Source organism: Micromonospora chokoriensis (genome assembly GCF_900091505.1).
Taxonomy (GTDB): Bacteria; Actinomycetota; Actinomycetes; order Mycobacteriales; family Micromonosporaceae; genus Micromonospora; species Micromonospora chokoriensis.
Map to the genome: position 1 here is coordinate 4586528 of NZ_LT607409.1, position 20292 is coordinate 4606819.

Here is a 20292-nt window from a genome sequence, read left to right on the forward strand (position 1 = left end):
CTCGTTCCACCGCTTGGGCGAGGGGCATCGGGCCGTCCCACGCGCGTCCCCAGCCGACGGTGATCCGCTGTAGAGTCTGCCCGCTGCTCGACGCGGCACCCGACGGAAGAGAGGCGTGATCCGATCGTGAGTGCACCTGGTGCGGTACCGCCGGCAGTGCCACAACGGTCAGATCCGGCGGGGCGGCGGTTGGGCCGGCGGGTGTTCTTCGCTGGCGGAGCGGGCGCTGCGGTGGCGACGACGGTGGCTACTCTCGCGGTCGCGGGGCAGACCGGTGCGCCTTCGGTCGCGACCGTGCGGGAGGCCCCCCTCAGCCTGCGGGACCCCCGGGTCGGTTGCCTGCTCGACGGCAGAGACGAATCAGCCAAGATCATCGCTGCGCTCGGCCTGCTGCCGTCCGATGGTGGGGAGATCCACCAGCCGGTGGGGAGGCTCGGCCTCGGATCCGAGGTGGCATTTCCGGCGAACGTGACCTGGACCGGAGAGAACATCGGCTCGGCGATCATCCAGCCGGCTCCGGGCTACACCGGCCGCCTGATCTCAACGGGCAAGTACAACCAGATCTCCAACGTGCACTTCCACGGCATGCGGACCTCGAACGTGTTGCTGACTGTCCGTGGCCCCCGCTCCACCTTCCACCACCTGCACCTCAGTAACTCGGGTAGTCACGGGATGGAATTCGTCGGCACGGACGAGAACGCCAGCGCCCACGCCAACAAGATCACCGACATCAACATCGAGGACTGCCTCGGCGTCGGCATCTTCGTCAACGCCGTGGCGTACGACAACGAGTTCCTCAACGTCTGGGTCGGGGAGTGCCGGACGGGCGTGCGGCTGCACGACGGCGCCTGTTTCTTCGACAACCTCCACGTCTGGGGATGCGTCGGCAACGGTGTCGAGCTAGGCGACAGCGCCCATCGGAACATCTTCCAGAACATCTACGTGGAATCGAACGGCACGGGTGGCGCCGGCAGCGGAGTCGTCCTTTGGCAGGTCTGGGGGAACCAGTTTGTCGGCGGCCGGCTGTGGCGTAACGCCTCCAACGGCATCGAGCTCTACTCGTCCGGACGTACCCGGATCATGGGTCTCGACATCCACGACAACGGGGAGAACGGCATCCGCGGCCGCGATTCCGCAATGTGTCAGGTGATCGGTAACCAGTTCTACGACGACACGACGCCACGCCGGCAGGACCGACCGATCGTCACCGTTGGCACGAGCAACAACTGGATCGTCAGCAACAACGTGATGCGGGCCTACGACCACGCGTCCGGTGGCATGTCGTTGGCTGGGGGCAACAACGTGGTAAGCGGAAACATCGAGTAGCGCTTACCGGTGGGGCGGCACCGTCTCCGCCCCACCGGTCGCACGTGTCAGCAGCGTCTCGCCGGCGGCGTGCTCAGCGCTCGTCGCCCCCGCGGTCGCGGCGCACCGTGGCCTTGCGGCCCTTGATCGTGCTCTGCCGCAGCCCGGAGATCACCTCGTCGGCCACCCCCTGCGGCACCTCCACCAGGGAGAACCGGTCGGCGATCTCGATCGAGCCGATGTCCCGGCCGCGGATCCCGGTCTCCCCGGTGATCGCGCCGACCAGGTCCTGGGGGCGCACCCCCGCGCGCCGGCCCAGGCCGACGAAGACCTGGACGGTGTTGCCGCCGCCGGATCGGGAACGGCCCCCGCCACGACGGTCACCGCCCCGGCCACCGCTCTCCGGCCGACCCTCGCGCGGGCCGCGCACCGGCACCTGCGGGATCTCCTCCTCGTCGTCGGAACCGGGCGAGGTCACCTCATGGGCCAGCTTCACGGCGGCGAGGGCGACCTCCATCAGATCGAACTCGTCGGTGAGCGTCTCCACGATCACCCGGTACGGGTCGAGGTCGTCCTCCAGCAGGCTCTCCCGCAGCGCCGCCTGGGTCAGCTCCAACCGGCGGGTCCGCATGTCCGCCACGGTGGGGATCTTGTCGATGGTGATCCGCTGGCCGGTCACCCGCTCGATGGTCTTGAGCATCCGGTGCTCGCGCGGCTCGGCCAGGGTGATCGCCACGCCCTCGCGGCCGGCCCGGCCCACCCGGCCGATCCGGTGCACGTACGACTCCGGGGCGGACGGCACGTCGTAGTTGACGACGTGGGTGAGCTGCTCGACGTCCAACCCCCGGGCCGCGACGTCGGTGGCCACCAGCAGGTCCGCGGTGCCCGCCCGCAGCCGGCCCATGACCCGGTCGCGCTGCTCCTGGCTCATGCCACCGTGCAACGCCTCGGAGCGGTAGCCCCGGCCGTTCATCGTCTCGGTCAGCCGGTCGACCTCCTCCCGGCTGCGGCAGAACACGATCGCTGCGGTGGGCGACTCGACGTCCAGCACCCGACCCAGCGCAGCCGGCTTGTGCGCCCGGGTCACGATGTACGCGCTCTGCCGTACGCGGGGCGCCTCGCCGGCGACCGGCTGCTCCCGACCGATCTCGATCCGGACCGGGTCGCTGAGGTGCTGCCGGGCCATCCCGTCGATGCGCGACGGCATGGTGGCGGAGAAGAGAACCGTCTGCCGCTGCGCCGGAGCGTGTTCCAGGATCGCCTCGATGTCCTCGGCGAAGCCCATGTCGAGCATCTCGTCGGCCTCGTCGAGCACCACCGTGGTCAACCCACCGAGGCGCAGGGTGCCCCGGGCGATGTGGTCGAGGGCGCGTCCCGGGGTGGCGACCACCACGTCCACGCCGCTGTCGAGCGCCCGCAGCTGCCGTCCGATCGGCTGCCCACCGTAGATCGGCAGCACCCGGGCACCCAGATCCTTGCCGTAGCGGTGGAACGCCTCGGAGACCTGCACCGCCAGCTCACGCGTCGGCACCAATACCAGCGCCACCGGGTCACCGCCACGACGGTGGGCCGTCATGAGGTTCAGCAGCGGGAGCGCGAACGCCGCCGTCTTGCCGGTGCCGGTGGCCGCCTGACCCAGCAGGTCCCGACCCTCCAGCAGTGGTGGGATCGCCTCCCGCTGGATCGGTGTGGGCTCCTCGTAGCCGAGGGCGGACAGCGCGCCCAGCAGCTCGGCGCGCAGCCCGAGCTCGGTGAAGGCGTTCACCTCGTCGGTGCCGGCGGGGGTGGCGTCGGACGGTGCGTCGTGCTGTGCAGGTGCGGAACTCATGTGCCAAGCCTTTCATCACGCCGTCCGGGCCGCTGCGCCGACCGGCACATGACCGCGACAGGTGCCCCGTCAGCGGCGGTCCCGGTCAGGCGGAGGTGCTCAGGATCGCCAGGATCATCACCGCGGCGAGGATCGCGTCGAGCACCCCGCAGAACTCGGTGTAGCCGCGCGGCACCACCCGGCCGGACCGATGGTGCGCCAGGTCCCACCCGGCGTGCGCCAGCCAGCCGAGGGCCACCAGCCACTCGGCGGTCCGGCCGCCGGCGGCCACCGCGACCAGCGCCAGGGCGCCCCAGACGGCGAGACCGACGAATTGGGTGGCGAGCACGCCCGGGCCGCGCAGCGTGCGCCGGAACAGGCCGATCAGCAGGTAGCCGCCGGGCAGCACCAGCATCGTCCACGGGCTGAGCACCCCCGGGTCGAGCCACATGTCCGCCGTCACCAGCAGCGCCAGCCCGGTCGGCCAGCGGCGGGCGAGCGCCACCACGGCCGGGTGTCGACGGATCACCGCCGGCGACTCGTGCCGATGCCGTACCGCCACCAGCACCATCGCCGGCACCATCAGCAGGTGGCCGCCGAGCAGCAGGCCGTCGGCGTCGAGCAGGCCGGTCCAGTACGGCACGAAGAGCAGCAGGAACGGCACGTACATGGCGGCGGCCATCTCGGCGACCCCACGCCAGTGGTGCGCCCGGTAGCGCATCCACACCGTCATCCCGACGGTCATGGTGGTGGCCATCACCAGCGCGGCCACCTCCGGGCGGGCCAGCGCGCCGGTCGCCCCCAGCGCGGCGCCGACCATCTCGACCAGCGGCCCGAGCAGCAGCATCCCGGCGACCATCGCCAGCGCCATCTCGCCGAGATGCCACAGCAGCCGTCGCGTACCGCCGGCCGGCGGCACGTCGGTCCGCGTCGCGTCCGTGGGTGCCGGCTGGGGGGTCGTCAGCGGCCCGGGCGACGGTACGCGGGCGGCGGGGTCGGCGTACATCCGTGTGTTCTCCATGCCTTGACAGTGCCGGCACTCCGGTGCGGTGGGCAGATGCGTCCGTCACCGGAAATTCGTGCGCTTCGCACGGTCGGACCGTGACGATTCGCAGGGGTGGACCGGGCGACGCGCGGTCCTAGGATCGACGCGTGACGAGCGAGGCGGCGACTCCCCGGGCGGACCGCCGGCTGCTCCGGGCCCGGCGGGCGACGTTGCTGTCGCTGGCCCTCGGGATGTGGGCGACCGTCCTGCTGCCGGCGGCCGGCCTGAGCCGTGAGCCGGACGTCGGCCGCGTCGCGCTCGGCGCCGTCGGCATCCTCGCCTTCGCGGCCACCCAGACCGCCGTGTTGTACGCGGCGGTCACCCCCTGGCTCGCGCAGCGGTGGCGGCGGCGCGCCCATGTCGGCCTGGCCGTCGTGGCGGTACTGACCGTGCCGTTGGTGGCCCCGGTCGCGGCCGGGGCCTGGCCGACCTGGGCGTGGCTCGGCGCCTCCCTGGTCGGGATGGCCCCGCTGGTGGTCCGCCTTCCCGCAGCGCTGGCGGTCACCGCCGGCGCCCTCCTGGTGTCGGCGGCGGTGGCCTGGTGGACCGGTGGATCGGTGGGGCGTTCCCTGGCCGTGACGGGCGGGGTCGGGGTGGGCGTGGCGGCGGTCAACAGGTTCCAGGTGTGGTTCTGGGACCTGCTGGTGGAGGCCCGGCAGGGACAGGCCGCCCAGGGCAGGCTGGCCGCCGCCGAGGAGCGGCTGCGCTTCGCCCGCGACGTGCACGACCTGCTGGGGCACAGTCTGACGGTGATCGCGCTGAAGGCCGAACTCGCCGCGCGGCTCGCACCCGTCGACCCGGTTCGGGCCGGCCGGGAGGCCGCCGAGGTGCAGCGGCTCGCCGCGTCCGCGCTCGCCGAGGTCCGCGAGAGCGTGCACGGCTACCGCGCGGTCGACCTCGGCGAGCAGGTGGCCGCCGTGGCGGAGGTGCTCCGGTCGTGCGGAGTGCGCTGCACGGTGCCGTCACCACCCGTGGACCTGCCGCAGCCGGCCGCTACCGAACTGGCGGCGGTGCTGCGCGAGGCGGGCACCAACGTGCTGCGGCACAGCCGGGCCGACTGGTGCCGGATCCACATCGACCGGGAGGGGAACGTGGCCAGGATGACGGTGGCCAACGACGGCGCCGACGAGAGCGGCCCGGACGAGCACAGCCACGGCCTGCGGGGTCTGGCCGACCGGTTGGCCGCGGCCGGGGGAGAGCTGCGAACACGTCGCCAGGACGCGGTGTTCACGGTCGAGGCAACAGTGCCGGTGTCGTCGTGATCCGCGTCCTGCTGGCCGACGACGAGGACCTGATCCGGGTGGCGGTCGCCGCGCTGCTCGGCCTCGAACCGGACATCGACGTGGTCGCCCACGCCGCCGACGGGCCGACGGCGGTCACCGCGACGATCGCCCACCGCCCGGACGTCGCCGTGGTGGACCTGGAGATGCCCGGCCTGGACGGCATCGCCGTCGCCGCCGAGCTGGCCCGCGTCCGTCCGGAGTGCGCGGTGGTCGTGTTGACCGGGCACGGCCGCCCGGGGCACCTCCGCCAGGCGTTGACCGCCGGGGCGCGGGGCTTCGTGCCCAAGGGCTCGCCCGGCGGGGCGCTCGCCGACGTGATCCGCCGGGTGCACGCCGGCGGCCGGTACGTCGACCCGTCGCTGGCCGCCGACGCGCTGACCCTGCCGGCGTGCCCGCTCACGCCTCGGGAGCTGGAGACGCTGCGGCTGGCCGAGTTCGGCGCACCGGTGGCGGTGATCGCCCGCCGGGTGCACCTGTCCACCGGCACGGTCCGCAACCACCTGTCGGCGGCCGTCCAGAAACTCGGTGCCGCCGACCGGGCCGAGGCGGTCCGTGCCGCCCGGGACAACGGCTGGCTCTGATCCGCTCGATCCTCTGGTCGTCCGACACGTAGATCGTGGACAGTATCCGTTCCGAGCGAATGGAAACTGTCCACGATTGCTCCGGGAGACCGGTCTGTCGTTCGGCTGGTTTCCCGTCCCGTTAGCGTGGGCGCGTGCGTACGGTGGAACTGGTCTGCTCGCCCGGATTGGAGACCGCGATCCGGTCGACCTGGGTGCGGCTGGCGGCGGCGGGTCTGCCCAGCCTGGCCCGCAACATCCACCCGACCAACCGGCCGCACCTCACCCTCGCCGCGGTGGACGAGATTCCGCCCGGCGTCGCGCGCCGGCTGGCCGAGCTGTTCGACGACGCGCTGCCGGTGCCGGTCACCCTCGACCGCGTCGTGGTTCTCGACGGCAGCGCTCCGTTGGTCTGGCTCGTCCGACCCACGCCCGCGCTGACCGCGCTGCACACCGCCGTCTGGGACGTCCTCGCCGACACCGAGGGGCAGCGCCCGTGGCACGCGCCGGGTGCCTGGGTGCCGCACCTGAGCCTGGCGCTCCGATTCCGCAACGCGGACCTACGGCTGGCCCGGGCCGTCGCGGGCGGGCAGCGCCCGGTCGGCTCGTTCGACGGCGCGCGCAGCTACGACGGCACCGACCGGACGGTGTCCCCACTGACCCGGCTCCGCTGCGGGCGTCGCGGCGCCGGGGGTTGATGATGGCGTCATGAGTGCTACCGAGGGCCGGACGATGGCTGAGTTGGCCGCGCTGCTGGCCGACGGCACCCGGGCCGGCATCTGCGTCGCGCTGCTCGACGGTCGGGCGTGGACCGCCGGGGAACTCGCCCGCCGTGCCGGGGTCGCGCCGTCCACGGCCAGCGACCACCTCACCCTGCTGGTGCGGGGCGGGCTGCTCGTCGAGGAACGGCAGGGCCGGCACCGCTACCTGCGGCTGGCCGGCCCGTCGGTGGCCCAGCTGATCGAGCGACTGGCCGGCCACGCCCCGGCCCCACCCGCGCCCACCGGCTCGCTGCGCGCGGCGAGCACCGGCGCCGCCCTGGCGTACGCCCGGACCTGCTACGACCACCTGGCCGGGCGGCTCGGCGTGCTGATGTACGACGCGCTGGTGGCCGACGGGCGGTTGGACCGGTCCAGCGGGTTGGCGTTGACCGCGCACGGGTGGGCGTGGGCGACCGACCTGGGCGTACCCGTGCCGGCGCTGCGTGCCGCTCGACGCCCCGTGGTCCGCGACTGCCTGGACTGGACCGAACGTCGTCCGCACCTGGCCGGAGCGCTCGGCGCGGCGCTGCGCCGCCGCTTCGCCGAGCTGGGTTGGATCACCCAGGGGACCGGACGGGCGGTCCGCCTGACGCCGACCGGCCGCACCGCCCTGGCCGCGACCCTGTCCGTCCCCGAGCACACCCTCGCCCCCACTGCGACCCCCGCACCGGCGAGCGGCCGCGCCTGACCGCCCGAGGCCCGACTGTTCGGCGGGCGGCGAAGTGTTCCGGTCCTACGGTCGTGCGGTGACTGACAACTGGCCCCACATCGCCCCCGCGCCGGAAACGCCGGACTGCGGTCCGCCCTCGTTCGTGCCGGGGCACGGCTGGTCGGTGACGAGGCACGTCGACGTGCGGGCAGCGCTCACCGACCCGAACCTGCGGGTGCCGCCCGTCGAGAGCGGTCCGCCCGGCACACTCGACTGGCTGCGCGCCTCGGTCAGCCGGTTCAGCGCACCGCACCGGCACGCCCGGCATCGGGCCACGGTGGTGGGCGCGTTGGCCGAGCTGGACCCGGACGCGCTGCGGCGCGAGGCCGCCCGGCGGACCGTCGCCGTCCTGGACCGGGCCGGTGACCGCCTCGACGTGATGCCTGCACTGGCCCGGGCGGTGCCGCTGCGGGTGCTGGCCGAAGGACTCGGTCTCGCTGACCCGGCAGCCGCCGGGACGGCGGTCGCGGTCGTCGCGGCCGCGTACCACCCGGGGGCCGACCCGGCGTCGACCCGGCGGGCCGACGCGGCGGTGCAGACGGTGCTGGCTCTCGTGCCGCCGGGCCCGCCGGAGGTCCGGGCGAACCTGGTCGGTCTGCTCATCCAGGCCTGCGACGCGACGGCCGGTCTGATCGGTGCCGCCGCCCACCACCTGCTGCCGCCGGTCGACGGCCGTCCCGACGGGGACGCGCCCGGGTCGGCGGGGACCACCGCGCTGCTGGCGGAGGTGCTGCGGCTCGACCCGCCGGTGCGGGCGACCCGGCGCGTCACCACCACCGGGGTACGACTGGGTGGACAGGACCTGCCGGCGGGAAGCCCGGTGCTGCTGCGCTTCGACGCGGCCAACCGCGATCCGCTGGTGTTCACCGAGCCGGCGGCGTTCCGACCCGGTCGCCCCGGCGGCGGGCTGCTGACGTTCGGGGCGGGGGAGCGCGGCTGCCCCGGCGACCGGCACGCCCTGGCCCTCGCCGCCGGGGTGCTCGACGTGCTGCGCGCCCGCTGCCGGCGCATCCACGCCGACCTGCGGCACGAGCCGCACCCCACCCTGCGTGTCCCGACCGACCTGGAGGTGAGCGTCAGATGATCGACCGTTGTGCCGCGTTCCACGCTCTGCACCGCCGTAACCGGCCCCTGCTGCTGCCCAACGCCTGGGACCACGCCTCGGCGGCGGCACTCGCCGCGCGTGGCCATCCGGCGGTCGGCACCACCAGCCTCGGCGTGGCCGCCGCCGCGGGCCTTCCCGACGGCACGGCCGCCACCGCGCGGGAGACGGTGGCCCTGGCCCGCCGGGTGGCGCGGTTGCCGGTGCTGCTCAGCGTCGACGTGGAGGCCGGGTTCAGCGACGACCCGGCGGAGGTCGCCGGGTACGTGGCGGAGTTGGCCGGCCTCGGTGTGGTCGGGATCAACCTGGAGGACGGGCGCGCCGACGGCACCCTCGCCGCCCCGGAGCACCTCGCCGACAAGGTCGCGGCGGTGAAGGCGGCCGTGCCGGACCTGTTCGTCAACGCCCGCGTCGACACCTGGTGGCTCGGGGTCGACGACCCGCTGCCGCAGACCCTCGCCCGGGCTCGCGCCTACCGGGCGGCGGGCGCCGACGGGATCTTCGTGCCCGGCGTCGTGGCCCCGGCCACGCTGCGCGGGCTCACCGAGCGGATCGACGCTCCGGTGAACGCGCTGTACCAACCCGGCGGCCCGGGGCTGAACGAGTTCGGTCGGGTCGGGATCGCGCGGGTCAGCACCGGCTCGCTGCTGTTCCGCGCGGCGCTGGCCGCCGCGCTCGCCGCCGCCGACGGGGTACGCGTCGACGGGCTCGCGGCCCCGGCGGGGCTGCCGTCGTACGCCGAGGTGCAGCGGCTGGCACCGACACAACCGGACGGTTCGCTCCCTTAGGGGTAGATAGGAGGATTGTTCGGTCCGCTCGGGTCGCGGCGATTACGGTGTGTTACAGGGCGAAGTACCCAGTGTGGGACCGGAGGAAAGGGACCCCGTCATGCGAGTGCCCAGCCGTAGTCCGGGACAGCAACCCGGCCCTCCCGCGTCACCCACCGCCCCGGCCCGACGCCGACCCTCCGGCACGACGCCCCGCCGCCTCCCCACCGCCGAGCCCGACCTGGCCGCCTACCGGGCCGCCGTGGCCGAACTCCTGGTCGAGGTGGGCGCCCTGGCCGACGCGACCAGCACCCGGGCCCGACAGGTGCTCATCGACGAGCGGCTGCGGGAGCCGGCGCTCGCCGCCGTCCTCGACGCCACCCCGCAGGGGCTGATCGGCGCCCGCGAGACGCTGCTGCTGGAGATGGCCCGCTACCAGCCGAACGAGCGCACCTCGGCACGCGACCTGACCGCGCTGGTCCGGATCTACCTGCTCTCGCGCATCGACGTGCTCTGGTGGCAGGACGCGCCGACGTTCCTCACCGACGACCAGGTCAACGGCAGCGCCGAACTCGTCGACCTGGAGTGGCTGCGCCGCCGTGACCTGCTGCGCTTCCGCTACCAGGAGCAGCCCGCCACCATGCTCGGCCGGGCGGCGCGCGGACTGCGCCGGCGGCTCCGCCCGGACGTCACCCCCCGTACGGCGGGGCTGCTGTTCCGCCGGGCCCGCCGGGAGGTGGTGGCGCTGCTCAACGACATCGGACGGGAGTTCGCCGCCGCCGCACCGCCGGCCACCCCGCCGCTGTGGGTCACCAGCCTGGTCCGCAGCGCCGAGCACCAGTACCGGCTGCGCCGGCTGGGGTACGCCGCGATGCTGCCCAGCGGGCACTGCCTCGGCTACTCCGTCGACGTCGAGCTGGCCTGGTTCGAGCGTTTCGGAGCGCGGGAAACCCTGGCGGAACTGCTGCTCAACCGGCAGAAGGCCGGTGAGCTGAACGTGATCGACGAGGGGCAGGCGTGGCACCTGTGTCTCGCGCCCACCGCCCGGCGTCGTCTCCGCCGGGCCTACGAGGCCGAGATGGGGGTCTGATCCGGTGTGCGGCATCGCGTTGAGCATCGGCCCCGAGGCCGACCCGGCGACGTTCCGGCGGATGCTCGCCGCCCTGGCCCCGCGCGGTGAGGTCACCGAGACCCGGTCGGAGAACGGTCTGCTCGCCGGCACCCGTCGGCTTCGGATCGTCGACCGGGACCGGGCGGTGCAGCCGTGGACCTCCACCGACGAACGCTGGCTGCTCTGCTTCAACGGCGAGATCTTCAACTACCGGGAGCTGCGGGCGCAGCTGACCCGCCTCGGGCAGGCCTTCCGCACCGACAGCGACACCGAGGTGCTGCTCGCCGCGTTCCAGCAGTGGGGCGAGGCGGCGGTGACCCGGCTCCGCGGCGAGTACGCCTTCGCGGCCGTCGAGCGGGCCACCGGCCGGACCTACCTGGCCCGCGACCCGGTGGGGGTGAAGCCGCTGTACTGGTCTCGCCGCCCCGGCTGCCTGCACCTCGCCTCCGAGGTCAAGGCGCTCGTCGGGCACGGCGCCCCGATCTGCGAGGTGCCGCCCGGGCACCACGGTTGGGCGGAGGCGGACGGGCACGTGCGACTGAGGCCGCACGTCGACCTGCTCACCATCGGCGCGGGCCTGCCGGTCATCGACGACCCGGACGAGGCCGCCCTGCTCGTCCGTGCCGCGTTGAGCGACGCGATCCGGATGCGGGTGGAGACCGACCTGACCGTCGGGGTGGTGCTCTCCGGTGGGTTGGACAGCTCGTTGACACTGCGGCAGGTCCGCGACATCCACCCCGACTGCGTCGCGGTGACGGTCGGCGTGGCGGACAGCCCCGACGTGGCGTACGCCCGGCGGCTCGCCGCCGACCTCGACGTGCCGCACGTGGTGGTCGAGCTGCGTCCGCGCGACATCCGGCTCGCCGACGTCCGGGAGGCGATCCGGATCTCCGAGCTGACCGAGTACGGCGACATCATCAACGCGGTGGTCTCGGTGCCGATCTTCCGGCGGTTGCGCGACCTGGGCATCAAGGTGGTGCTCACCGGCGACGGCTCCGACGAGTTGTTCGGCGGCTACCCGATGTACCACCGAGTCGGTCCCGCCGCGGCGCGCAGGCTGTTCCTGCACCGCATCCGCAACCTGTGCCGTACGGAGTTGCAGCGGGTCGACCGGGCCGCCATGGGGCACGGGGTGGAGGCACGGCTGCCGTTCCTCGACCTCAGCGTGGTGGAACTGGCGATGCGGCTGCCGCTGAATCTGAAGATCCGCCACGGACAGGAGAAGTGGATCGTCCGGCGGGCGTTCGCGGACGTGCTGCCCGACTACATCCTGCGTCGGCCCAAGAACCCGATGTCCTACTCGTCCGGGTTGCACGAGCGGGTCCGGCTGTACAAGCCGCTGTTCGCCCGGCTGCACCGCTCGTTCGGCTACGACCTGCAGGAGCCGGTCCGGCGGGACTTCGACAGTGTCCTCAGCCGCTGCGGCAACGACCTGGACCGGGCGATCGCGGACGGGCTGAGCCGGTCCGACTACACCGTCCTGGAGCATGCCCGTGACCTGGTCGGCGCGGCCAGGTGGAACGCCGCGCCGATGGTCCGTCGACTGGTCGGCCCGCGCCCGGCCCGCCGCTGACCAGCGGTCACCCGGCGGCGTCGGGTCGGCCGGCGTTCAGCTCACCAGCAGCAGCGCCCCGACCGCGGTGAGCGTGCCGGTGACCGCGAGCAGCGCGCTGGTGAGCACGAACCGGGTCACCGGCACCGCCACTCCGGCGGCGCGACACCGCTCGAACCAGAGCAGCGTGGCCAGCGACGCCCAGGGGGCGGCCAGCGGGCCGACGTTGGTGCCGATCAGCAGGGCCAGCAGGCGGGTGTGGTCGGCGCTCGGCAGCACCGACTCGCCGGCCAGGTAGGCCGGTAGGTTGTTCACCCCGTTGGCCAGCAGCGCTCCGGTGCCTCCGGCGCGCAGGGCGCCCAGCGCCCCGCCGTCGGCGCCGAGCAGGGTGCCGACCAGGTCGTCCAGCCCGTGCCGGCCGAGGGTCTGCACCACCAGGAACAGGCCGGTGACGAAGAACAGCAGGCGCACCGGGACCAGCCCCGGGCGCAGCGTCGCGGGGGAGCGGACGACGAACCCGACCAGCACCAGCGCGAGCGCGACGGTGGAGGCCAGACCGATCTCCACTCCGGCGAGGATGCCGGCGACGAACAGCAGACAACCGGCCAGCGCCGTGCGGTGCAGCACCGGATCGGCGGGCACGTGGGGGGCCGGCGCAACGAACCGTCCGCCGACGGGTCGGTCCCGCCGCCACCACCCGAACCAGAGCACGGCCATGGTGACCGCGACGGCGGCGACCTGCGGCAACGCCATCCGGGCCGCGTACGTCAGGGGTGCCAGGTCGACCCGGTCGGCCGCCAGCAGGTTCGTCAGGTTCGACACCGGCAACAGCAGGCTGGCGGTGTTGGCCAACCAGACCGTGGTGACGGCGAGCGGGGCGGCGGGAATCCGCAGGTTGCGGGCCAGCGCGAGCAGGACCGGGGTGAGCAGCACCGCGGTGGTGTCGAGGTTGAGCACGAGGGTGGTGAGTGTGGCAAGACCGCCGCAGAGCAGGAACAGCGCCGCCCAGCGGCCCCGGGAGGCCCGGGCCAGTCGACTGGCCAGCACGTCGAAGACACCGGCCACGGCGGTCAGCTCGGCCAGCACGATCACGGTGCCGAGGAACAGCAGCAGCGGCAGGATCCGGTGCAGGGTCTGGGTGGTCTCCGCGCGGGGGAGCAGCCCGCTCAGCGCGCAGGCCGCGCCGAGCACGGCGAGCACGGCCGCCACCACGTCCAGCGGGTGGGGCCGCCGGCGCGTGGTCGGTTCGGGCGGGGCGGCGACTGTCACATCGGGTCACGTTGGCACAGGCCCTGACCTCGCGCTCGGCAACCCCGGGAGAGGGTGACCGGTCCCACGGCGTCGCTCTCCCCGGACGTGGCCGGGCCCGGCCCCCGAAGATCGGGGACCGGGCCCGGCCGCGTGCTCGGTGCCGACCAGCCTCGGTGCCTACCAGCCGAGGTAGCTCGGCTGGGTCTGCACGTTGAGCTCCTGGTAGCGGGTCAGCTTGGCCGTCCAGGTGCGCCAGTCGTTCAGCTCCAGGACGTCCAGGCCCTTCACCATGTCGTTCGAGTAGATGTAGCCGTTGTAGTAGTACGCGGACCAGGTGCCGCCGCCGACGGGCCGGTCGGCCGAGAGCGGACCGCGCTCCCAGAAGGCGATCTCCTTCGGCTTGGCCGAGTCGGTGAAGTCCCAGACCGAGATGCCGCCCTGGTACCACGCCTGGACCATGATGTCCTTACCGATCACCGGGATCAGCGAGCCGTTGTGCGCCACGCAGTTCTCGGTGTCGGCGTTCGCCCGGGGGATCTTGTAGTAACTGCGGAAGGTCATCGTCCGCGCGTTGCCGCGGCCGGAGATGTCGTAGATGGCGTCCGCGCCCCGGTTCGGGCCGACGGTCTCGTTGCAGGTCGCCGCCCCGCCGCCACCCAGCTCGTCGGTGAAGATCACCTTGGTGCCGGCGTTGTTGAAGGTGGCCGAGTGCCAGAACGCGAAGTTGACCTCGTCCCGGACCCGGTTGATGACCCGGGGTGCCTCCCGGTTCTTGATGTCGAGCAGGATGCCGTCACCCATGCACGCGCCGGCGGCCAGGTCCTTGGCCGGGTAGACGGTGATGTCGTGGCAGCCGGTGGTCGCCGAGCCGGTCTCACTGCCCGGGAAACCGCCGTCCGGGAAGAGGTTCGGCGCCGCGATCACCGCGGCGTCGGTCGGCTTCTTCAGCGGCACCTTGACGATGGAGATGGAGTCGTGCGGCGGCTGGCAGTCCGGGAATTCGGCCCGCGGGCTGTACGAGGAGACGTACAGGTAGACGGCCTTGCGGTCCTTGCCCGGCACCAGGGTGTGGGTGTGCGAGCCGCACGCCGTCTCGACGGACTTGATGTAGCGCGGGTTGGCCTTGTCCTTGATGTCGAAGATCTTGATGCCCTCCCACGAGCCCTTCACGTCCGCCCCCTGCGTGGTGCTGTTGCAGGAGTCGTCGCTGCGCGACGAGTCGGTGGAGAGGAAGAGCAGGTCGCCGTGGACGGAGATGTCGTTCTGCGACCCCGGGCAGAGCACCCGGGCCTTGACCGTCGGCGCGCTGGGCCGCGAGATGTCGTAGATGACGAAGCCGTTGTAGTTGCCGGCGAACGCGTACTTGCCCTGGAAGGCGATGTCGCTGTTGGTGGCGTCCAGCGGAGCGACCTTGGGCACGTTGGCGATCTGGCGCAGGTTGGGGCTGCTCACGATCTCGTCGACGCCGGGGATCGTGTTGGTGAGGGCGGGGGCCGGGGCGGCCTGCGGCACCGTCTGTGCGTTGCTCGCCGGGGCGATGAGGGCGCTGGCGACGAGGAGGCCGGTTGTGGCGACCGCAACGACGCGCAGGTGTCGTAACCGTGGCTTGTGGAGTCTGATCATCGGCGGGGCCCTTCGCAAGGGGGAGACGATGGTCGACACGTTACCGCCCGACGAAGAACGTCGATGTGAGCTGGATCACATGAAAGTGAGTTCTTCAATGGATAGCATCGCGGTGACCTCGACCTCAGGGAGTGGCCCATGACCAATCGGCGCGCGCGCACCCTGGCAGTCGTCACACTGGCGCTCGTGTTGCCACTGGTGGCGTTCCTGGTGATCCGTCTCGGCGACGACACCGGCACGGGCACCGGGCGACCGGTCTCCGCCCCCGCCGCCTCCACCGCGCCGCCGACGGTCAGCCCCGTCCCCACCGACCTGACCGTCATCGCGCCCGGCCGCCCCGGGGAGACGGCGGCCACCCGCCCCGCGCACGAGGTCCGTGACGTCGGCCCCGCCCCGCACAACTCGCTGGACGTCGCGTTCGTCCAGATGATGATCCCGCACCACGCGCAGGCCCTGGCGATGGCGGAGCTCGCCCCGGACCGGGCCGCCGACCCCGACGTCCGTGCGATCGCCGAGCGCATCCGCGCCAGTCAGGGGCCGGAGATGGGCATGATGCGCGGTTGGCTGCAGACCCGCGGCCTCCCGGCGGAGGTCCAGGGGCACGACCACGGCACCATGCGCGGCATGCAGTCGCCCGAGGCGATGCGGCAGCTCGCCGCCACCCGGGGCGCCGACTTCGACCGGCTCTTCGTCCGGATGATGACCGAGCATCACCAGGGCGCCATCGAGATGGCCACCAAACTGCTCACGGTGGGCGCCGACCTGACGCTCAACGAGTTCGCCAACGCCGTCGCCACCGAGCAGACCGTCGAGATCGACCGCATGCGCGAGATCCTCGACTCCTGAGCCCGGACGCGGGGCCCGAGGGCGGGCAGCGCCGGAGCACGTACCCTGGGTGACCGTGAGACGCACCCTGTTCGGTCGCCCGCTGCGCGGCGTCGCCTTCGACGTGGCCGTCGCGGCCCTGGTGGTGCTCGTCTCCGTGGCCTCGGCGGTCGCCCAGCCCGGCGGGTGGGCGGCCACCCTGGTCGGCGTGGGGATGGCGGTGGCGCTGCTGTTCCGCCGTACCCACCCGAGACCGGTGACCGTGGTGGTCGCGGCGCTCGCCCTCGTCCAGGTGGTCGCCGAGTGGGGCCCCCTCGTCTACGACGTCGCCGTCCTGATCGCCCTCTACAGCATGGTGAAGTACGGCGAGCGGCTCCGCGACGGGGTCCTGGCCGGCGCGGTCGCCGCCGTGGGCGTGCTGCTGGCCACCGCGCAGACCCCCGGCGTCATCCAGTGGTGGGTCACCGCGCTGTGGTACGCCCTGGTCACCGGCGCGGTGTGGCTGGTAGCGCTGAACGTGCGCACCCGCCGGCTCTACGTGCTCAGCCTGGAGGAACGGGCCACCACCCTGGAACGCGAACGGGAGGCCGAGTCCCGGGCGGCGGTCGCCGAGGAACGCACCCGGATCGCACGGGAGCTGCACGACGTGGTCGCCCACAGCATGGCGGTGATGATCGTGCAGGCGGACGGCGCGCGGTTCATGCTCGACCGTGACCCCGACCAGGCGCGTACCGCGGTGAAGGTGGTGGCGGACACCGGCCGGCAGGCCCTGGAGGAGATGCGTCGGCTGGTCGGCGTCCTGCGCGACGCCGGACCGGGCGGCACCGACGGGTCCGTCGTGGCCGCCGACCCGGAGCACCGCCGCCTGGCCCTGGCCGAGCTGCCCGACCTGCTGGCGAGGTTCGACGACGCCGGCCTGCGGATCCGCAGCACCGTCACCGGGGCGCCCCCGGCACTGCCCCCGGGCTTGGAGCTGACCGTCTACCGGGTCGTGCAGGAGGCGCTGACCAACGCGCTCAAGCACGCCGGGGTCGGCGCCCGCGTCGAGGTCGCGCTGACCTACGGCGACGAGGCCGTCGTGGTCCGGGTCCTCGACAACGGTCTGGGCCGCCCCCTGGTCAGCCCGGCGCCGTCGGGCGGTCACGGCCTGCTCGGCATGCGGGAGCGGGTGACGGTGTACGACGGCAGCCTCACCGCCGGCCCCCGGCCGGTCGGGGGCTGGCAGGTCGAGGTGCGGCTACCGCTACCGTCGGAGCCGGCAACGGAGGTGATCGCGGCATGACGATCCGAGTGGTGATCGTGGACGACCAGGCGCTGGTCCGCGCCGGGTTCCGCATGGTGCTGGACTCCCAGCCCGACCTGGAGGTGGTCGGCGAGGCGATCGACGGCGCCGACGCCCTGCGGGTGCTCGCCCGCACCGAGGCCGACGTCGTCGTGATGGACATCCGGATGCCGACCATGGACGGGGTGGAGGCGACCCGGCGGCTCTGCGCCGACCGGCCCGCCGGTCCACCCCGGGTGCTGGTGTTGACCACCTTCGACACCGAGGCCGACGCGTTCGCGGCCCTGCAGGCCGGTGCGAGTGGGTTCCTGCTCAAGAACGTCCCACCGGAGGAGCTGCTGGCCGCGATCCGGGTGGTGGCCCAGGGCGACTCCGTGGTCGCCCCGTCGATCACCCGACGGCTGCTGGACCGTTTCGCCGGGCAACTCGGCACCCCGCCGACCGCCGACCCTCGACTGGCGCAGCTCACCGAACGGGAACGGGAGGTGCTGCTGCTGGTCGCCCAGGGGCTGTCCAACGTGGAGATCGCCAACCGGGTGCACGTGGCCGAGGCGACGGTGAAGACACACGTCGGGCGGATCCTGGCGAAGCTCCAGCTCCGCGACCGGGTGCAGGCGGTGGTCCTGGCGTACGAGAGCGGGCTGGTCACGCCCGGCGGATGACGCCGCGTACGACCTGGGTCGTAGGCACCGGCGGGAGCACCGCGACCCGGGGCGCACACAGGTCGAGCGCGCAGGTGGAGATCGACGGGCAGGTGTCGGTCCTAGCGTCGGAAGGGTCCGATCCGCCACCTGCACCGGGAGCCCCGCTTGATCCGCCTGACCCTGCGCTCGCTGCGTGCCGAGGCGCTGCGCATGCTGCTCTCCGCGCTGGCCGTCGTGCTCGGCGTCGCGTTCGTCGCCGGCACCATGATCTTCGTCGACGGGATGCGCGCCGGGACGTACGAGCGGGCCGGCACGTTCGACCGCCACACCGACCTGGGTGTCTACTCGGCCGGGCGGGAGGCGCTGCCGCCGACCCTGGTCGACCGGGTGCGCGCGGTCGACGGGGTGGCCGCGGCGGGCGGTGAGCTGACCAACACGGCGGGGGTGCTCGGCGTCGACGGCCGACCGGTCCTCGGCTTCACCATGCTCGCCGCGATCCCCACCGAGGACGCCCTGCGCTCGTACGACGTGGTCGCCGGACGGTTGCCCGACCGCGCCGGAGAGGTGGTGCTCGACGCGAAGACGGTCGCCGCGGAGGGCTTCGCGCTCGGCGCCGCGGTCCGCGTCGGTGGTTCCAGCGGTCCGGCCCGGCCGTACACCCTGGTCGGCACGGTCGACGTGGCGGGCACCGCCCGTGATGTCGGCGGCCCGTTCGTCGGGATGGTCGGGCCGGACGCCCTGGCCCTCACCGGCGAGCGTGGGTACGGCCGGATCCTGGTGGCGGCCCGACCGGGTGCTTCCGTCGCGGCGCTGACCGACCGGCTGCGCGCCGTGGTCGACGGCGAGGCCGTGGTGAAGAGCCGTCAGCAGATCCTCGACGAGGCCGTGGAGGACGCGGTCCGCAACCTGGACCAGTTCCGGATGCTGTTGTTGATCTTCGTCGGGGTCGCCGTGGTGGTGGCCGGCTTCGTCATCGCCAACACGTTCGCGATCGTGTTGGCGCAGCGCACCCGGCGTACCGCCCTGCTGCGCCTGGTCGGGGCCACGCGCGGTCAGGTCTTCCGGGCCGCCGTGCTGGAGTCGGCGGTGCTGGGGCTGGTGGCCTCCGCGTGCGGTGTGCTGCTCGGGGTGGTCCTCGCCGGCGGGATGCGACTGGTGATGTCCCGACTGGACGCGCCGGTCGCCGGCGGCCTGACCGTGACCGGCTCGACAGTCCTCACCGGACTGCTCCTGGGCACCGCGTTGACAGTGTGCGCCGCTCTGCTCCCGGCCTGGCGGGGGACCCGGGTCGCCCCGGTGGCCGCGCTGACCGACGCCGCGGTGCAGCCCGCGCGCGCCGCTGGTCGGGTGCGGCTGGCTGCCGGCGCAGTGGTCCTGGCCGTCGGTGTGGCGGCGCTGATCGGCGCCGCCGGCGCGGGCCAACTGCTGCTGGTGGCGGCCGGCGGGGTGCTGACCTTCTTCGGGATCGTCCTGTTCGGGCCGGTGCTCGTCCCGGCCCTGGCCCGGGTCTTCGGCTGGCCGGCCCGCCGCGTGCTCGGGACGATCGGCGACCTGGCGGTGGCCAACACGACCCGCAACCCGCGGCGGGTCGCCGCGAGCGCCACCGCCCTGGTGATCGGGATCGGGCTGGTGTCGGCGTTCATGGTCGGCGCCCGCAGCACCAAGGACGGCATCGAACGCAGCGTGGACGCCCAGATCGGCACCGACTTCGTGATCAGCGGTATCGGTCAGAACCTGCCGGCCGCGCTCGCCGGCGAGCTCACCGCCCGACCCGAGTTGGGCGTCGTGCACGAGCAGCGCAGCACCGTCGTCGGTGACGTCGAGATCCGCGCGGCCCACCCGGCGCTGGTCGGCCGGACCCTGGGTGCGGTGCTCACCGGCGACGCCGGTCGGGTCGGGCCGGGGCAGGTGCTGGTACACCGGGAGTTGGCGCAGGCCCGCGGCTGGCAGGTCGGGTCACCGGTGACGGTGCGGGGCCACTCGTTCCAGGTGGCCGCCGTGGTCACCGACGACACGGCCGGCGACGGCGCGCCCACCGGACACGTCATCGACATGGCCGACGCCGACTTCGCCACGCTCTTCCCCGACCAGCGTGGTTTCCTCGCCGAGGTCGACCCCGCCGCCGGGGTGAGCGCCGAGCAGGCCCGGGCGGTGATCGAGACGGTGCTGGGCCGCTACCCGACGGTGAACCTGTTGGACCAGGGCGCGTACAAGAAGATGCTGACCGGCACCGTCGACATGCTGCTCGTCTTCGTCACCGCGCTGCTCGGCCTGGCGGTGGTGATCGCACTGGTCGGCGTGGCGAACACGCTGAGCCTGTCGGTGGTCGAACGGACCAGGGAGAACGCGGTGCTGCGGGCGGTCGGGCTCACCCGGGGTCGCATGCGGGCCGTACTCGCCGTGGAGGCGGTGCTGATGGCGCTGGTCGGCGCGGTGCTCGGCGTGGCGCTGGGCACCGGCGTCAGCGCCTCCGCGATGGCCCTGCTGGCCCGCCTCGGCGGGGACTTCCACGTGGTGCTGCCGCTCGGTCAGCTCGGTCTGACCCTCGCGGTCGCGGTGGTGGCCGCCCTGCTCGCCTCCGTGCTGCCGGCCCGCCGGGCGCTGTCCCGTCCGGTCGTCGAGGCGCTGGCCGACCAGTGACCGGAGACGGCTGCTCGGACGGACA

General features: G+C 73.4%; 17 protein-coding genes. 13 read left to right on the plus strand and 4 right to left on the minus strand.

Going from position 1 to position 20292, the window contains the following annotated elements; all coding sequences use genetic code 11:
- The first annotated feature begins 231 nt into the window (after positions 1-231).
- Positions 232-1326: a right-handed parallel beta-helix repeat-containing protein gene (locus tag GA0070612_RS21130; RefSeq protein ID WP_088989491.1), complete on the plus strand. Its 1095-nt coding sequence runs from the start codon at positions 232-234 to the stop codon at positions 1324-1326.
- Positions 1327-1399: 73 nt separating this feature from the next.
- Here the strand turns inward: GA0070612_RS21130 and GA0070612_RS21135 are convergent, their stop codons facing one another.
- Together GA0070612_RS21135 and GA0070612_RS21140 are read right to left on the minus strand one after the other, a co-directional pair.
- Positions 1400-3133: a DEAD/DEAH box helicase gene (locus tag GA0070612_RS21135; protein ID WP_088989492.1), complete on the minus strand. Its 1734-nt coding sequence runs from the start codon at positions 3131-3133 to the stop codon at positions 1400-1402.
- Between the two features lie 85 nt (positions 3134-3218).
- Positions 3219-4133, minus strand: coding sequence for a hypothetical protein (locus GA0070612_RS21140; protein ID WP_197699206.1), 915 nt, complete (start codon positions 4131-4133; stop codon positions 3219-3221).
- Positions 4134-4264: 131 nt separating this feature from the next.
- On the opposite strand from GA0070612_RS21140, the gene GA0070612_RS21145 reads away from it, so the two are divergent.
- The 8 genes from GA0070612_RS21145 to GA0070612_RS21180 all read left to right on the plus strand — a co-directional run bounded on the left by GA0070612_RS21145 (position 4265) and on the right by GA0070612_RS21180 (position 12023).
- A complete protein-coding gene (locus GA0070612_RS21145; protein ID WP_197699207.1) occupies positions 4265-5419 on the plus strand; it encodes a sensor histidine kinase in 1155 nt (384 codons plus the stop codon).
- The gene (locus GA0070612_RS21150) at positions 5416-6021 is read left to right on the plus strand and encodes a response regulator transcription factor (protein WP_088989493.1); all 606 of its coding nucleotides are present in this window, start codon (positions 5416-5418) and stop codon (positions 6019-6021) included. Before GA0070612_RS21145 ends, GA0070612_RS21150 begins: the two co-directional genes overlap by 4 nt.
- Positions 6022-6155: 134 nt before the next feature.
- Positions 6156-6698 carry a 2'-5' RNA ligase family protein gene (locus GA0070612_RS21155; protein ID WP_088989494.1) on the plus strand — a complete coding sequence of 181 codons (543 nt, stop codon included), beginning with the start codon at positions 6156-6158 and terminating at the stop codon, positions 6696-6698.
- A gap of 10 nt (positions 6699-6708) precedes the next feature.
- Positions 6709-7449, plus strand: a complete 741-nt coding sequence (locus GA0070612_RS21160) for an ArsR/SmtB family transcription factor (protein ID WP_088989495.1) — start codon at positions 6709-6711, stop codon at positions 7447-7449.
- A 58-nt stretch (positions 7450-7507) separates the two neighbouring features.
- Positions 7508-8554 carry a cytochrome P450 gene (locus tag GA0070612_RS21165; RefSeq protein ID WP_231924283.1) on the plus strand — a complete coding sequence of 349 codons (1047 nt, stop codon included), beginning with the start codon at positions 7508-7510 and terminating at the stop codon, positions 8552-8554.
- On the plus strand, positions 8551-9360 hold the full coding sequence (locus tag GA0070612_RS21170; protein WP_088989496.1) for an isocitrate lyase/PEP mutase family protein: 810 nt from the start codon (positions 8551-8553) through the stop codon (positions 9358-9360). The genes GA0070612_RS21165 and GA0070612_RS21170 overlap by 4 nt, the downstream gene beginning before the upstream one ends.
- Positions 9361-9460: 100 nt before the next feature.
- Positions 9461-10429 carry a DUF5715 family protein gene (locus GA0070612_RS21175; RefSeq protein ID WP_088989497.1) on the plus strand — a complete coding sequence of 323 codons (969 nt, stop codon included), beginning with the start codon at positions 9461-9463 and terminating at the stop codon, positions 10427-10429.
- A gap of 4 nt (positions 10430-10433) precedes the next feature.
- Positions 10434-12023: an asparagine synthetase B family protein gene (locus GA0070612_RS21180; protein WP_088989498.1), complete on the plus strand. Its 1590-nt coding sequence runs from the start codon at positions 10434-10436 to the stop codon at positions 12021-12023.
- A 36-nt stretch (positions 12024-12059) separates the two neighbouring features.
- Here GA0070612_RS21180 and GA0070612_RS21185 read toward each other — a convergent pair whose 3' ends face one another.
- Both GA0070612_RS21185 and GA0070612_RS21190 read right to left on the minus strand, forming a co-directional pair.
- Complete coding sequence (locus GA0070612_RS21185) at positions 12060-13271, minus strand: ArsB/NhaD family transporter (RefSeq protein ID WP_088989499.1); 1212 nt, start codon at positions 13269-13271, stop codon at positions 12060-12062.
- 159 nt (positions 13272-13430) lie between these two features.
- Complete coding sequence (locus GA0070612_RS21190; RefSeq protein WP_088989500.1) at positions 13431-14876, minus strand: LVIVD repeat-containing protein; 1446 nt, start codon at positions 14874-14876, stop codon at positions 13431-13433.
- 138 nt (positions 14877-15014) lie between these two features.
- On the opposite strand from GA0070612_RS21190, the gene GA0070612_RS21195 reads away from it, so the two are divergent.
- The 4 genes from GA0070612_RS21195 to GA0070612_RS21210 all read left to right on the plus strand — a co-directional run bounded on the left by GA0070612_RS21195 (position 15015) and on the right by GA0070612_RS21210 (position 20267).
- Positions 15015-15722 (plus strand): DUF305 domain-containing protein, encoded by a 708-nt coding sequence (locus tag GA0070612_RS21195; protein WP_088989501.1) that lies wholly within the window; start codon positions 15015-15017, stop codon positions 15720-15722.
- A 49-nt stretch (positions 15723-15771) separates the two neighbouring features.
- Positions 15772-16983 (plus strand): sensor histidine kinase, encoded by a 1212-nt coding sequence (locus GA0070612_RS21200; protein ID WP_088989502.1) that lies wholly within the window; start codon positions 15772-15774, stop codon positions 16981-16983.
- The gene (locus GA0070612_RS21205; RefSeq protein WP_088989503.1) at positions 16980-17645 is read left to right on the plus strand and encodes a response regulator; all 666 of its coding nucleotides are present in this window, start codon (positions 16980-16982) and stop codon (positions 17643-17645) included. Before GA0070612_RS21200 ends, GA0070612_RS21205 begins: the two co-directional genes overlap by 4 nt.
- Before the next feature lie 147 nt (positions 17646-17792).
- The gene (locus GA0070612_RS21210; protein ID WP_088989504.1) at positions 17793-20267 is read left to right on the plus strand and encodes an ABC transporter permease; all 2475 of its coding nucleotides are present in this window, start codon (positions 17793-17795) and stop codon (positions 20265-20267) included.
- Positions 20268-20292 lie beyond the last annotated feature (25 nt).